The sequence below is a fragment of the Streptomyces nymphaeiformis genome, assembly GCF_014203895.1.
Classification (GTDB): Bacteria; Actinomycetota; Actinomycetes; order Streptomycetales; family Streptomycetaceae; genus Streptomyces; species Streptomyces nymphaeiformis.
Window position 1 is genome coordinate 126,017 of sequence record NZ_JACHJY010000012.1, and the last position, 13,459, is coordinate 139,475.

The 13,459-nt window shown below is 74.6% G+C and carries 13 protein-coding genes; 7 read left to right on the plus strand and 6 right to left on the minus strand.

Annotated features, from left to right (window positions below):
• Position 1: 1 nt before the first annotated feature.
• Positions 2-1,063 (plus strand): FecCD family ABC transporter permease, encoded by a 1,062-nt coding sequence (locus GGE06_RS35325; protein WP_116165387.1) that lies wholly within the window; start codon positions 2-4, stop codon positions 1,061-1,063.
• Complete coding sequence (locus GGE06_RS35330) at positions 1,060-1,860, plus strand: ABC transporter ATP-binding protein (RefSeq protein ID WP_116159577.1); 801 nt, start codon at positions 1,060-1,062, stop codon at positions 1,858-1,860. Before GGE06_RS35325 ends, GGE06_RS35330 begins: the two co-directional genes overlap by 4 nt.
• Before the next feature lie 4 nt (positions 1,861-1,864).
• On the opposite strand, the gene GGE06_RS35335 is transcribed toward GGE06_RS35330, so the two are convergent.
• Positions 1,865-3,082 carry a TrbL/VirB6 family protein gene (locus tag GGE06_RS35335; RefSeq protein WP_184932706.1) on the minus strand — a complete coding sequence of 406 codons (1,218 nt, stop codon included), beginning with the start codon at positions 3,080-3,082 and terminating at the stop codon, positions 1,865-1,867.
• Positions 3,083-3,154: 72 nt separating this feature from the next.
• Here GGE06_RS35335 and GGE06_RS35340 point away from each other — a divergent pair, with 72 nt between their 5' ends.
• A complete protein-coding gene (locus tag GGE06_RS35340; protein ID WP_184932707.1) occupies positions 3,155-5,740 on the plus strand; it encodes a helicase C-terminal domain-containing protein in 2,586 nt (861 codons plus the stop codon).
• A gap of 64 nt (positions 5,741-5,804) precedes the next feature.
• Positions 5,805-7,445: a DNA repair helicase XPB gene (locus GGE06_RS35345; protein ID WP_184932708.1), complete on the plus strand. Its 1,641-nt coding sequence runs from the start codon at positions 5,805-5,807 to the stop codon at positions 7,443-7,445.
• 10 nt (positions 7,446-7,455) lie between these two features.
• Here GGE06_RS35345 and GGE06_RS35350 read toward each other — a convergent pair whose 3' ends face one another.
• The gene (locus tag GGE06_RS35350; RefSeq protein WP_184932709.1) at positions 7,456-7,593 is read right to left on the minus strand and encodes a hypothetical protein; all 138 of its coding nucleotides are present in this window, start codon (positions 7,591-7,593) and stop codon (positions 7,456-7,458) included.
• A gap of 12 nt (positions 7,594-7,605) precedes the next feature.
• Positions 7,606-7,827 carry a hypothetical protein gene (locus GGE06_RS35355; protein ID WP_116159581.1) on the minus strand — a complete coding sequence of 74 codons (222 nt, stop codon included), beginning with the start codon at positions 7,825-7,827 and terminating at the stop codon, positions 7,606-7,608.
• Positions 7,828-8,056: 229 nt separating this feature from the next.
• Between GGE06_RS35355 and GGE06_RS35360 the strand changes: the two genes are divergently transcribed.
• Both GGE06_RS35360 and GGE06_RS35365 read left to right on the plus strand, forming a co-directional pair.
• Complete coding sequence (locus GGE06_RS35360; protein WP_376773619.1) at positions 8,057-10,090, plus strand: HelD family protein; 2,034 nt, start codon at positions 8,057-8,059, stop codon at positions 10,088-10,090.
• Positions 10,087-10,488 carry a VOC family protein gene (locus GGE06_RS35365; RefSeq protein WP_116159583.1) on the plus strand — a complete coding sequence of 134 codons (402 nt, stop codon included), beginning with the start codon at positions 10,087-10,089 and terminating at the stop codon, positions 10,486-10,488. Before GGE06_RS35360 ends, GGE06_RS35365 begins: the two co-directional genes overlap by 4 nt.
• On the opposite strand, the gene GGE06_RS35370 is transcribed toward GGE06_RS35365, so the two are convergent.
• Together GGE06_RS35370 and GGE06_RS35375 are read right to left on the minus strand one after the other, a co-directional pair.
• Positions 10,485-11,366 (minus strand): aminoglycoside phosphotransferase family protein, encoded by an 882-nt coding sequence (locus GGE06_RS35370; protein ID WP_184932710.1) that lies wholly within the window; start codon positions 11,364-11,366, stop codon positions 10,485-10,487. The two genes, GGE06_RS35365 and GGE06_RS35370, sit on opposite strands and share 4 nt — an antisense overlap.
• Before the next feature lie 17 nt (positions 11,367-11,383).
• Positions 11,384-11,992, minus strand: a complete 609-nt coding sequence (locus tag GGE06_RS35375; RefSeq protein ID WP_184932711.1) for a TetR/AcrR family transcriptional regulator — start codon at positions 11,990-11,992, stop codon at positions 11,384-11,386.
• 121 nt (positions 11,993-12,113) lie between these two features.
• Between GGE06_RS35375 and GGE06_RS35380 the strand changes: the two genes are divergently transcribed.
• Complete coding sequence (locus GGE06_RS35380) at positions 12,114-12,707, plus strand: DUF2867 domain-containing protein (protein WP_116159586.1); 594 nt, start codon at positions 12,114-12,116, stop codon at positions 12,705-12,707.
• A 13-nt stretch (positions 12,708-12,720) separates the two neighbouring features.
• Here GGE06_RS35380 and GGE06_RS35385 read toward each other — a convergent pair whose 3' ends face one another.
• Positions 12,721-13,410 (minus strand): copper homeostasis protein CutC, encoded by a 690-nt coding sequence (locus GGE06_RS35385; protein ID WP_116159587.1) that lies wholly within the window; start codon positions 13,408-13,410, stop codon positions 12,721-12,723.
• Positions 13,411-13,459 lie beyond the last annotated feature (49 nt).

Below are 13,459 nucleotides of genomic sequence, written 5' to 3' on the forward strand. Positions count from 1 at the left end.
CGTGGCCTCATCCACGAGCGGCCTCCGGCCCGCCGGGTACGGGCTGCTGCGCGCCGGACGGGCGTCGTTCCTCGTCCACCGCCGCTCCGCCCTCGTCGCCGCAGGCCTCCTCCTCGTCCTGGCCGCGGCCTGCGTCGCGTACCTCTGCGTCGGCGAGCGGTTCGTCGCGCCCGGCGAGGTCGTACGGATCCTCCTCGGGCAGTCGTCGCCGTCCGCGTTCGTCGTCGAGGAGCTGCGCGAGCCGCGGCTCGTCGTCGCCCTCGCCGTCGGCGCCGCCTTCGGCATCGCGGGCGGCCTCATCCAGACCGTCGCCCGCAACCCGCTCGCCAGCCCCGACATCATCGGCATCAGCCAGGGCGCCGGGGCGGTCACCGTCGCCGCGATGACCTTCGGCCTCACCTCGTACACCGTCCTGCCGTACGTCTCCATCGCCGGCGGCATCCTCGCCGCCGCCCTCGTGTACGCCTTCGCCTGGCGCGGCGGGCTGCACGCGACCCGCTTCGTGCTCATCGGCATCGGCATCGCGATCGCACTGCGGTCCCTCATCACGCTCTTCATGACGAAGGGCGACTACCTCGTCGCCCAGCAGGCCCAGATCTGGATGACCGGCTCCCTCAACGGGCGCGGCTGGGACGAGTCCGCGCCGATCCGGTGGACGCTGCTGCTCCTGCTGCCCGCCGTGCTGTGGGCGGCCCGCGCCCAGCGGACCGTCTCCCTCGACGACGACACGGCGACCGCGCTCGGCGCCCGGCTCGGCGGGGTGCGGCTCGGGCTCGTCGCCGTCGGCGTCGTCCTCGCGTCGGTGGCGACGGGCGTCGCCGGACCGGTCGACTTCGTGGCCCTGCTCGCCCCGCAGATCGCCCGCCGCATGACCCGGACGGCGCAGATCCCGCTGCTCTGCTCCGCGCTCACGGGCGCGGTGATCGTCGTCGTCGCCGACCTGCTCGGCCGGCGGCTCCTCTCCCCCGTCGAACTGCCGGTGGGTGTCCTCACGGCGGCGGTCGGCGCCCCGTACCTGATCTGGCTCATCGTCCGGAGCCGAGCCGTTGGAGGAAAGTCGTGAGCAGACTGCAGGCCCGTGGGCTCTCGCTCGCCTACGAGGACCGGACCGTCGTCGAGGAGCTCGACCTCGCGGTCCCCGACGGCAAGGTGACGGTGATCGTCGGCCCCAACGCCTGCGGCAAGTCCACGACGCTCCGGGCGCTCGGCCGGCTGCTGAAGCCGGCGGGCGGCGCGGTCCTCCTCGACGGGGAGTCGCTCGCGAAGCTCCCGACGAAGCGGATCGCCCGCTCGATCGGCCTGCTGCCCCAGACGCCCGTCGCGCCCGAGGCCATCACCGTCGCCGACCTGGTGTCCCGGGGCCGGCAGCCGCACCAGGCCTGGTGGAAGCAGTGGTCGGAGGAGGACGAGCGGGCCGTCGCCGACGCCATGGAGCGCACCGACGTCGCCGCGCTCGCCGACCGGTCCGTCGACGCGCTCTCGGGCGGGCAGCGGCAGCGGGTGTGGATCGCGATGGCCCTCGCCCAGGAGACCGACCTGCTGCTCCTCGACGAGCCCACCACCTACCTGGACATCTCCCACCAGGTGGAGGTCCTCGACCTGGTCCGCCGCCTCAACCGCCTGCGCGGCCGGACCGTCGTCCTCGTCCTCCACGACCTGAACCAGGCCGCCCGGTACGCCGACCACCTCGTCGCCATGAAGGCGGGCCGGGTCGTCGCGGAGGGCCCGCCGTCGGACATCGTCACCGCGGACCTCGTACGCGACGTCTTCGGCCTCACGTCGGTCGTCGTCCCGGACCCGGTGACGGGCTCACCCCTGGTGGTGCCGGGGGCGCCCTGGGCGGCCCCGGTGGTGTCCTGAAGGTTCAGCTCCTGCGGGCGCGCCACACGAGGAAGGCCGCCGAGGCGATCGCCGCGCCCCGGAGGACCCACGGCCAGGTCTCGGAGACCGCCGCGCCCATCGCCTCGCCGCCCGGGGCCACCGCCTCGCCCCAGCGGCCCTGGACGCGGCCCCACAGCCAGACGATCCCGGTCGCGGCGGCGAGGCCGGGGATCACCAGGACGGCGGTCCTGGCCTCGCCCGGAGTCAGCCGGCGGGAGGCGTACGCGAGGAGCCAGCCCGCCGCGAGGGCGACGAGCGAGCCGAAGACGGCGCCGCCGAGCAGGAGCAGCGCGGCGAGGAGGACGAAGGGGTTCGCGAGGCGGGCGCGGGCCGGGGCGGCCTCCTCCTCGGGCGCCTCCTCCACGGCCGGGGCCCCGGTCTTGCGGCGGCGGAGGACACGGGCCAGGCGCCGGGCCTTCCCCGGTGCGGGCTCCTCCGCCGCGTCGTCCTCGTCCTCCTCCGGGGCGGGCGGCGTGAAGAGGTCGGGGCGCTCGATGCCGCCGACGAAGCCGAAGAACCCGTCCTCGTCGGAGGGGTCCTCGGTGTCCGTACGCCACCAGTCCGCCGCGCGGTCGGCCGCGGCGCCGCCGGAACCCGCGCCGTCCGGGCGGCCACGGTCGCCCTGGGCGGGGATGGCGGGGCCCGACCCGCTGGAACCCGCCGCACGGGAGCCCGACCCGCTGGAACCCGCCGCACGGGAGCCCGACCCGCTGGAACCCGCCGCACGGGAGCCCGACCCGTTGGGGCGCGCCGCACCGGGACCCGCCGCACCGGAGCGCGCGCCCTCGCGGCCCGCCGCGCCGGGGGCGGCCGTCCCGGAGCCCCGCGCCCCGCGGTCCGGTTCCCCTGCGGATGCCGACGCGCCCGGAGCCACGCGCGGGTTTCCGGAGGCGTCCGCCCCCGTCTCGCGGGTGCGGCGGAGGCCGCGTGTCCGGCCCGTCCCCGTGCGGGGTTCCGGCACCGACCGCCCGTCCGAAGGGCCCGCGCGGTCCACGACCTCGTCCGGGGTGCCCAGGGACCCGAGGATGCCCCGTACCGCCGCCTCGCTCTCCTCGCCGTGCGTGGTGCGTCGGCGGTCGATCTCGTTCCGCAGGCCGGAGACGAGCTTCATGCGGTCGCTCGCCGGCAGTTGCCGCTGCTGTGCCAGATCGCCGACCCGGCTCAGATAGTCGTAGACCAGACGGTCGCTCTCGATCCCCACGATGCCCCTCCACGGCCGGTTCGCCCGGTACGGCCCGACGTTAGCGCCTGGACAGCGGCTAACGTGGTCCGGATGGGGATCGGTGAGCTCGACCGGGAGGCGCACGTGGCCGAGGCAACCAGCGCCGGCGCGGCGCCGCGCACGCTCGCGGAGGCGTTGCGCGCGCGGGGCGACGAGGGGCTCGCCGCGCTGCTGCGCGCCCGCCCGGACCTGCTGAGCCCCGTACCGAACGACCTGACGCAGCTGGCGACGCGCGCCGGCACGCGGGGTTCGGTGGTGCGGGCCCTCGAACGCCTCGACCGGTTCGCGCTCCAGACCGCGGAGGCGCTGGCCGTGGCCCCGGACCCCGCCCCGTACCCCGTGCTCCTCGCGCTGCTCACCGGCGACGAGGGCGATCCGGAGATCGAGGCGGCGCTGCCGGGCGCGGTGGCGCTGCTGCGCGAGCAGGCGCTGGTGTGGGGCGAGGACGACCGGCTGCGGCTCGTACGGACCGCGCGGGAGCTGCTCTCGCCGTCGCCGCAGCACCCCTCGCCGACCGGTCTCGGGCCGACGGTCGCGGAGGCGACGGCGGGCATGTCGCCGGGCCGGGTGCAGGAGATCATCGCGACGGCCGGTCTGCCGCCGACGCACGATCCGGTGTCGGCGGTGGCGGCGCTGACGGAGCTGTTCACGGACCGGGCGCGGATGGGCGCGCTGCTCGACGAGGCGTCCCCGGAGGCCCTGTCCGTCCTGGACCGGCTGGTGTGGGGTCCGCCGTACGGCGAGGTGACACCGAATCCGGCGCCGCCGGTGCAGTGGCTGCGCGACCGGGGGCTGCTGCTGCCGGTGTCGGCGCGGACGATGGTGCTGCCGCGCGAGGTGGCGCTGCACCTGCGGGGCGGGCGGGCGCACCGGGTGCCGGAGCCGGTGGCGCCGGTGGTGGGGACGGCGCGCGACTACCGCCCCCAGGTCGTGGACAGCGCGGCCGCCGGACAGGCGCACGCGGCGCTCGCGACCGTCGAGGAGCTGCTGAAGTCCTGGGACCAGGGCGGCCCGCAGGTCCTCCGGGCGGGCGGGATGTCCGTACGGGACCTCAAGCGGACCGCGGCGACCCTGGACGTGACGGAGCAGCTCGCCGCGTTCTGGCTGGAGCTGTGCTTCGGGGCGGGGCTGCTCGCCTCGGACGGCGAGGCGGACGAGCGGTACGCGCCGACGCCCGCGTACGACGACTGGCTCGACCTGCCGCCCGCCGAGCGCTGGGCGCGGCTCGTCGCGCCCTGGCTCACGGCGACCCGGACGGCCGGCCTGGTGGGCGGCGCCGACGCGAAGGGCCGGACGCTCGCCGCCCTCGGCCCGGACCTGGACCGGGCGCCCGCGCCGGAGGTCCGCCACCGGGTCCTGGAACTCCTCGCGACCCTGCCGCCGGGTGCGGCGGCGGACCCCGGGACGCTGTTCGCCCGGATGCGGTGGGAGCGGCCGCTGCGGGGCGCGGCGCAGGCGGCCCCGCCGCGCGCGCCGCAGACGGCGTCCGGCGGTCCCGACGACTCCACGGACCCCGCCTCCGACGCCTCCCTCGACCTGCGGTCCCGGCTCGCGCGCTGGACGCTCGCCGAGGCGGAGCTGCTCGGGCTCACGGGCCGGGGCGCGCTCGCGGGCCCCGCGCGGGCGCTGCTGAACCTGCCGCTCGCGGAGGCGGCGACGCCCGCCGACCACGGGGGCCGGGTCGAGCTGTCGGTGGCGGCGGGGCGGGCGGCGACCCTGCTCGCGCCGCTGCTGCCCGAGGCCGTCGACCACGTGCTGCTCCAGGCCGACCTGACGGCCGTCGCGCCGGGGCCGCTGCGGCGGCCGCTCGCCGACGCGCTCGCGGTCCTGGCGGACGTGGAATCGAAGGGTGGCGCGACGGTGTACCGGTTCACGCCCGGTTCCGTGCGGCGCGCGCTCGACTCCGGGCGGTCGGCCTCCGACCTGCACGACTTCCTGACGGCGCACTCCCGGACGCCGGTGCCGCAGCCGCTCGCGTACCTGATCGACGACGTGGCGCGGAAGCACGGCCACCTGCGGATCGGGGCGGCCTCCGCGTACGTGCGCTGCGACGACGACACCGTCCTCGGCGAGATCCTCGCCGACCGGCGGTCCGCCGCCCTGGGGCTTCGCCGGCTCGCGCCGACGGTGCTCGCGGCGCAGACGGACCCGGCGTCGCTGCTCGACGGGCTGCGGGCGATGGGGTACGCCCCGGCCGCCGAGTCCGCCGAGGGCGACGTCCTGGTCACCCGCGCCGACGCGTACCGCACCCCTGCCCGTACGGCCCCGGTCCCGGTCCCCGACGGCCCGCCGGCCCCGGACACCACGCTCCTCGGCGCGGCGGTGAAGGCGATCCGGGCGGGCGACCGGGCGGCGACGGCGGTACGGAAGGAACCGGCGGCCCCGGCGACGACGGGCGGCCTCCCCCGCACCTCCGCCGCCGAGACCCTGGCGACGGTCCAGGCGGCGGCGCTGACGGGCTCGGCGGTGTGGATCGGCTACGTCAACGCGGAGGGCGCGGCGAGCCAGCGCGTCATCGCCCCGGTCCGCGTCGAGGGCGGTTTCGTGACGGGCTACGACCACACGGCCGACGAGGTCCGCACGTACCCCCTGCACCGCATCACGGGCGTCGCGGAACTGGCGGACGACCAGGTCTAGCGCGCATCGGGCAGACTGGAGGATTGGCCGTCACCGGAGCGGCCCGGGAAGGACCTGATCGCACGTGAATGGGCCACTCATCGTCCAGAGCGACAAGACGCTGCTCCTGGAGGTCGACCACGAGCTCGCGGAGGCGTGCCGGCGGGCCATCGCACCGTTCGCGGAGCTGGAGCGGGCGCCGGAGCACATCCACACCTATCGCGTGACGCCGCTGGGGCTCTGGAACGCGCGGGCCGCCGGACACGACGCCGAGCAGGTCGTCGACGCGCTCGTCGAGTACTCGCGCTACCCCGTGCCGCACGCGCTGCTCGTCGACATCGCCGAGACCATGGCCCGGTACGGCCGGCTGACGCTCTCCAAGCACCCCACGCACGGGCTCGTGCTGACCACGACCGACCGGCCCGTCCTGGAGGAGATCCTGCGGTCGCGGAAGGTGCAGCCGCTGGTCGGGGAGCGGATCGACCCGGACACCGTCGTCGTGCACCCCTCCGAGCGCGGGCAGATCAAGCAGACGCTGCTGAAGCTGGGCTGGCCGGCCGAGGACCTCGCCGGGTACGTGGACGGCGAGGCGCACCGGATCGACCTCGCCGAGGACGGCTGGTCGCTGCGCCCGTACCAGAAGCAGGCCGTCGACGGCTTCTGGCACGGCGGTTCCGGTGTCGTCGTGCTGCCCTGCGGCGCCGGCAAGACGCTGGTCGGCGCCGGGGCGATGGCCCAGGCGAAGGCGACGACGCTGATCCTCGTCACGAACACCGTCTCCGCGCGCCAGTGGAAGCACGAGCTGGTGAAGCGGACCTCGCTGACCGAGGACGAGATCGGCGAGTACAGCGGGACCCGCAAGGAGATCCGGCCGGTCACCATCGCCACGTACCAGGTGCTCACGACCAAGCGGAAGGGGATCTATCCCCACCTGGAGCTCTTCGACTCCCGCGACTGGGGCCTCATCGTCTACGACGAGGTGCACCTGCTGCCCGCGCCGGTCTTCAAGTTCACCGCCGACCTGCAGGCCCGGCGGCGGCTCGGCCTGACCGCGACCCTCGTCCGCGAGGACGGGCGGGAGTCGGACGTCTTCTCGCTGATCGGGCCGAAGCGGTTCGACGCGCCGTGGAAGGAGATCGAGGCGCAGGGGTACATCGCGCCCGCCGACTGCGTCGAGGTCCGCGTGAACCTCACCGACTCGGAGCGGCTCGCGTACGCGACGGCCGAGGCGGAGGAGAAGTACCGCTTCTGCGCGACGACGGCGACGAAGCGGAAGGTGACGGAGGCCCTGGTGAAGAAGTTCGCCGGGCAGCAGATCCTCGTCATCGGGCAGTACATCGACCAGCTGGACGAACTCGGCGAGCACCTGGACGCGCCCGTCATCAAGGGCGAGACGTCGAACAAGGAGCGGGAGCGGCTCTTCGACGCCTTCCGCAACGGCGAGATCAACGTCCTGGTCGTGTCCAAGGTCGCGAACTTCTCGATCGACCTGCCGGAGGCGACGGTCGCCATCCAGGTCTCCGGCACCTTCGGCTCCCGCCAGGAGGAGGCCCAGCGCCTCGGCCGGGTCCTGCGCCCGAAGGCCGACGGCCACCAGGCGCACTTCTACTCGGTGGTCGCCCGCGACACGATCGACCAGGACTTCGCGGCCCACCGCCAACGCTTCCTGGCGGAACAGGGCTACGCGTACCGGATCGTGGACGCGGACGAGCTGATGGAGTCGTAACCCACGGTCCTCAGTCCATGAGCTGGAGGACCACTCCGACGACCCCGAGGGCGGTGAAGCACAGCTTCCGGGTGGTGCGGGCGAAGTCGTCGGTCGCAGGCGTCGACGGCGGTACGGGAGTCGCGGGCGGGGTCGGCGTCGTCGTCATGCCCCGATCCCATCAGGGCGCGCCCGGCCGGCCCAGGCGCTCCCGTACTCGGTCGGGGCCGGGATCGTACTCGGGTCGGGGGTTCCGCACGCCTGCCTCCCGCGGCCCGTGGTCGCCGAGGAGGGCGACCGACGCCGCCGCGCCGCCGAAGGCGCGGATCGCTCGGAGGGCCGTGCCCAGGTGGGTTCGGGGGCGGGGGACGGTGGTCACGAGGGTGAAGGTCGTTGCGCTCATGACTCCATGATGGAATCCGGACATTCAGAACACATCGGCCCGGGGGTGGAATCAGGATCCACCCCCGGATGGACCCCACCCCCTAGGGGAAAGGGATTCGCCCGGCCGACCGCCCGGAGTTAGACTCGTCCGCTTCCCCGCCTCCCGCTCGTGGAGCGCGCCGCCGCCCGGTCGGAAACCGGCGGCCACCTCGTCGTGTCCGCGTATCCACCTGCCCGGAGGCTTCACCGTGTCCGTATCCGTGCCCGAATCCGACCCGCTCGCGCACGAGCGCGCCCATCTGACCTCCTCCCGCGCCGCGCTGCGCGCGATGCGCGAGGACGTCGAGGCGCTCGACATCAAGGACGTCACCGCGAACTGGGTCAACTCCCTCGTGCTCGGGCGGCAGATCGAGGACCGGATCAAGGCGCTCGCGGACCTCGCCGACACCCCGCTGTTCTTCGGACGCCTCGACTACCTGCACACCACGCAGGAGGGGCAGCGGTTCTACATCGGCCGGCGGCACGTCCACGACGCCGACGGCGACCCGATGGTGATCGACTGGCGTGCGCCGGTCTCGCAGCCGTACTACCAGGCGTCGAAGAAGGACCCGCAGGACGTCGGCCTGCGGCGCCGCTTCGGCTACACGGGCGGCGACCTCACCGCGTACGAGGACGAGCACCTCTCCGACCCCCAGGAGCTCGAACACACCAGCCGCCTCCTCCAGGCGGAGATCGAGCGGCCCCGCGTCGGCCCCATGCGCGACATCGTCGCCACGATCCAGCCGGAGCAGGACGGCATCGTCCGCTCCGACCTGTCGGGGACGGTGTGCGTCCAGGGAGGCCCCGGCACCGGCAAGACGGCCGTCGGCCTGCACCGTGTCGCGTACCTGCTGTACGCGCACCGGGAGCGGCTCGCCCGCACCGGCACCCTGGTCATCGGGCCGAACCGTTCCTTCCTCCATTACATCGAGCAGGTCCTGCCCGCCCTCGGCGAGCTGGAGGTCCAGCAGGCGACGGTCGACGACCTCGTCGCGCACGTCGAGGTGCGGGGCACGGACGAGGCGGCGACGGCGGTCGTGAAGGGCGACGCGCGGATGGCGGAGGTGCTGCGGCGGGCCGTCCGCTCGCACGTGACGCTGCCGAAGGAGTCGCTGATGGTGGTGCGCGGTTCGCGGCGCTGGCGGGTCCCGGCGTACGAACTGGAGCAGATGGTACGGGAGTTGCTGGACCGCGACATCCGGTACGGCGCCGCCCGCGAGGCCCTCCCGCAGCGCATCGCGCACGCCGTCCTCGTCCGCATGGAGGAGGCCGGCGAGGCCCCCGACGACCGCGTGCAGAACGCCGTCGCGCGCAACACGGCGGTCAAGGCCGTCGTGAAGGAGTGCTGGCCGCCCGTCGAGCCCGCGAAGCTGGTCCTGCGGCTGCTGAGCGACGCCGACTTCCTCGCCGAGCACGCCGAGGGGCTGCTCACCGAGGACGAGCAGAAGCTGCTGCTCTGGGCGAAGCCGGCGCGGAGCGTGAAGACGGCGAAGTGGTCGGCGGCCGACACCGTCCTCATCGACGAGGCGAAGGACCTGGTCGAGCGGACGCACTCGCTCGGCCACGTGGTCCTCGACGAGGCGCAGGACCTGTCCCCCATGCAGTACCGGGCGGTGGGCCGCCGCTGCACGACCGGCTCGGCGACGGTCCTGGGCGACCTGGCGCAGGGCACGACGCCGTGGGCGACGGAGAGCTGGGCGCAGGCCCTCGCGCACCTGGGGAAGCCGGAGGCGCTGGTGGAGGAGCTGACCGCCGGTTTCCGCGTACCGCGCGAGGTCATCGCGTACGCCTCGCGGCTGCTTCCGCACATGTCGCCGGGGCTCGCGGCGGTGGAGTCGGTCCGGGAGAACCCCGGCTCCCTGGAGGTCCGCCCGAGCGACGCCCTCGACGAGGACGTCGTCGCGGCGTGCGTGGAGGCGCTGGGCCACGAGGGCTCGATCGGCCTGATCGCCGCGGACGCGCGGATCGCGCCGCTCGCGGAGGCGCTGACGGCGGCGGGTCTGGCGTACCTCTCCCCCGGCGAGGAGACGACGGCCGAGTCCCGGCTCACGCTGGTCCCGGCCTCGCTCGCGAAGGGCCTGGAGTACGACTACGTGGTCCTGGACGAGCCGGCGGCGGTCGTCGACGGCGAACCGGACGAACGCACGGGCCTGCGGCGGCTGTACGTGGCGCTGACGCGTGCGGTGTCGGGCCTGACGGTCGTTCACTCGGCGCCGGTTCCCGAGCAGTTGGGCGCGCTGTGACCGCCGCCGTGGGTGCGCTGCACCACGTCGAGCTGTGGGTGGACGACCTGCCCCGCGCCGAGCGAAGCCTCGGCTGGCTGCTCGGCGCGCTCGGATACACGCCCTTCCAGTCCTGGGAGGGCGGCCGCAGCTGGGCGCTCGGCTCCTGCTACCTGGTCGTGGAGCAGTCCCCGGCCCGTGTGCCGGGCCGCCACGACCGCCTCCGCCCGGGCCTGAATCACCTCGCCTTCCACGCGGGCGACCGGTCCGCCGTCGACCGGCTCGCCGCCGACGCGCCGGCGCACGGCTGGCGGCTGCTGTTCGCCGACCGCCACCCGTACGCGGGCGGGGAGGGCCACTACGCGGCGTACCTGGAGAACGAGGACGGGTTCGAGGTGGAGCTGGTGGCGACCGTCTAGTTCGGGTATTCGGGGAGCGCCTGGGTCCACGCCCGGTGGGCGATGTCGGCGAGGACCGGGTTCTTGCCGCGGTAGTAGTGCTCGGTCACCACGCCCCAGCACAGGGCCCAGCCGCGGCCGCGCGCCCAGGTGGCGTCGTCGACCCGGGCGGCCTCGCGGAAGAGGGGGCGGGTGTCGGGGGTGAACAGGGTCCAGGCCGGCGTGAGGTCGGCGGCCGGGTCGCCCGCACCGAGGCAGCCGAAGTCGATGACCGCGCGCAGACGGCCGTCGCGGGCGAGGAGGTTGACGGGGAGCAGGTCGCCGTGGAGCCAGGCGGGGTCGCCCTGCCAGGCCGGGAGGCGGAGCACGGATTCCCAGGCCTCGCCGGCGGCCTCGGCGTCGAGGGTGCCGTCGGCCCCGAGTTCGCGGAGGGCGGGCACCATGTGGCCCTCCTCCCAGTCGGCGACCGACCCGCCCCGCGAGGAGGCGGGTGCACCGGTCGCGTCGACCGCGCGCAGGGAACGGACGAAGCGCCCCAACTCCACGGCGGCGTGGGGAAGGTCGGTGATCGGTGCGCTGTACGCGTCGTCGCCGTCGAGCCAGGCGAACACCGACCAGGACTGGCCGTACCCCTCCCCGGGCGCCCCCTGCCCGACGGGCACGGGTACGGGCAGCGGCAGGTGCGGCGCGAGGTGCGGCAGCCAGCACTGCTCCTTCTCGGCCTGCCCGGCCGCCCAGTCGGCTTTCGGCAGCCGTACGGCGTAGTCGTCCCCGAGCCGGAACATCGCGTTGTCGGTGCCGGCGGAGTCCACCTCCCGTACGGGAAGCCCCGCCCAGTGGGGGAACTGGGCGGCGATCAACCGCTCGACGAGGTCGGTGCCGATGGCGAGGGTGGTCATGTGCGCGAGGCTAGCGATCACGCACCCCTCGGGCCACGGGATTCCGGCCCCGCCGGCCGGTCGAGGATCAGATCACCCGCCCGGGCGAGGACCTCGGCGCGGGTGCGGCCCGGGTGGTCGGCGGCGAGGAAGTGGTGGCCGATGGCCACGCAGAAGGCGATGAGCGAGCGGGCCTCGACCTCGGCGGGGTCGGGGCAGAAGGTGCCGATCATCTCGCGGAGCAGCTCCATGCGCCGGTTGTCGACGCGGCGCAGGCGGGCGGCGACGTCCTCGTCGCGCCGGGCCCAGTCGCGGACGGCGAGGTCGATGGGGCGCAGCCGGTCGCCGGAGAAGGTGAGCATGCCGGCGAGCGTGATGAGGGCGCGCGGGTCGCCGCCCCCGTCCGCGTCCGCGTCCGCGTCATGCCGGACGCGGTCGACGACCTGGTCGGTGGCCTCGCGCTCCCAGGTGTCGAGCATGGCGGCGAGGAGGGCGTCACGGTCGGCGAAGTACCCGTAGAAGCCGCCCTTGGTGACGCCGATGCGCTTGGCGAGGGCCTCGACGCGAACGGCGTCGGGCCCGCTGTCGGCAAGGACCTGGAGCCCCTCCTCCACCCATCGTTCGCGCGGCGTACGCGGAGCGCCCACGGTGTGTCCTCCCTCACTCGCCGCCCGAATATACGCCTCCGTACATCAGGTCTGGCATCGTCGGCCTCGTCGTTATACGCAAGCGTATAGAACGCAGAGAAGTGGAAAGGCGGCAGCGGCCATGAAGCTCCCCGTCACCGAACACACCGGTCGGCCCTGGCGGATCCACGCGTACGCCCCCGACTTCACGACCCTGGACGTCTGGTCCTTCCGCACCCCGGGCGCGGGGCCCGACGACTTCCCCGTGATGCTCGCCGCGATGCTGTCGGACGGCGGCTTCGCCCGGCAGTCCCCGGCCACCCGGTTCCTGTTCGCGGTGCGCTGGAAGCTGGGCGCCCTGCTCGGCTGGGACAAGCCTCGGGCGGGTCTCGGCACCCGGGTCCGGCCGGTGCGCGAGCGCATGCCGGAGGAACTGACGTCGACGGCGCCTCCCGCCCCCGACGGCAGTCCGTTCACGCCGCTCTACCAGCTCCACGACGAGAGCGCCGGAGAGCTGGCGAACTCGACCGTCCACGGGATCATGCACCTGGGTTGGGTACGGACGCCCACGGGCGACCACGAACTGCGCATGGCGGTCCTGGTGAAGCCCAACGGCCGCCTCGGCCGCCTCTACATGGCCCTGATCGCCCCGTTCCGCCACACGGTCGTCTACCCGTCACTGACCCGCCGCTGGGAATCCGCCTGGCGGAACCGGGAGCGGCCGCCGAAGCGGTGACGCGCCGCCGCGCCTACGCGTCGACCGCCTCGCGCCACACCCGTACCGCCTCCTCCGAGACCGGGGCCGTCCAGCCGCCCGGGCGGGCCGCGCCGCCGATGTGGAAGGCGGCGAGGCCGGCCGCTCGGAGGGTCGGGAGGTGGTCGAGGCGGAGGCCGCCGCCCACCAGGATCTGCGGCTCGTAGCCCGGCTCGCCGGCGCGGGCCGCCTCGGCGCGGAGGGTCGGGAGGCCGTCGTCGACGCCCGTCGCCGCGCCCGCCGTCAGGTAGGTGTCGAGGCCCGGCAGGTCGGCGAGGCGCTTGCGCAGGCCGTCGCGGTCGGCCGCCCGGTCGATCGCCCGGTGGAAGGTCCAGTCACAGCCGTCCAGGACGGCGATCAGGCGCTCGACCGCCACCAGGTCCGGTTCGCCGTCCGCCGTGAGGAAGCCCAGGACGAACTCCGTCGCGCCCGCCGCGCGGAGTTCCTCCGCCCGGCCCACCAGGGCGTCGACGTCGCCGGCCGCGAAACCGTCCGCCAGGCGGAGCATCACGCGGAGCGGGATGTCGACCGCGCGGCGGATGGCGGTGAAGGTGGCCGTGGACGGGGTGAGTCCGTCCGCCGCCATGTCCGTGACGAGTTCGAGCCGGTCGGCGCCACCGGTCTGGGCGGCGACCGCGTCTTCCTCGTCGAGGGCGATCACCTCAAGGACAGCACGGTTGCTCATCGAGCCCATTCCTCCATGAATGACGGCTACAGGTCTAGTCCAATGACCA

Coding starts and splice junctions, on each gene's coding strand:
- GGE06_RS35340 (WP_184932707.1), top strand. CDS start 3,155: ATGGGGATCGGTGAGCTCGACCGGGAGGCGCACGTGGCCGAGGCAACC.
- GGE06_RS35350 (WP_184932709.1), bottom strand. CDS start 7,593: ATGACGACGACGCCGACCCCGCCCGCGACTCCCGTACCGCCGTCGACG.
- GGE06_RS35355 (WP_116159581.1), bottom strand. CDS start 7,827: ATGAGCGCAACGACCTTCACCCTCGTGACCACCGTCCCCCGCCCCCGA.
- GGE06_RS35380 (WP_116159586.1), top strand. CDS start 12,114: ATGAAGCTCCCCGTCACCGAACACACCGGTCGGCCCTGGCGGATCCAC.
- GGE06_RS35370 (WP_184932710.1), bottom strand. CDS start 11,366: ATGACCACCCTCGCCATCGGCACCGACCTCGTCGAGCGGTTGATCGCC.
- GGE06_RS35385 (WP_116159587.1), bottom strand. CDS start 13,410: ATGAGCAACCGTGCTGTCCTTGAGGTGATCGCCCTCGACGAGGAAGAC.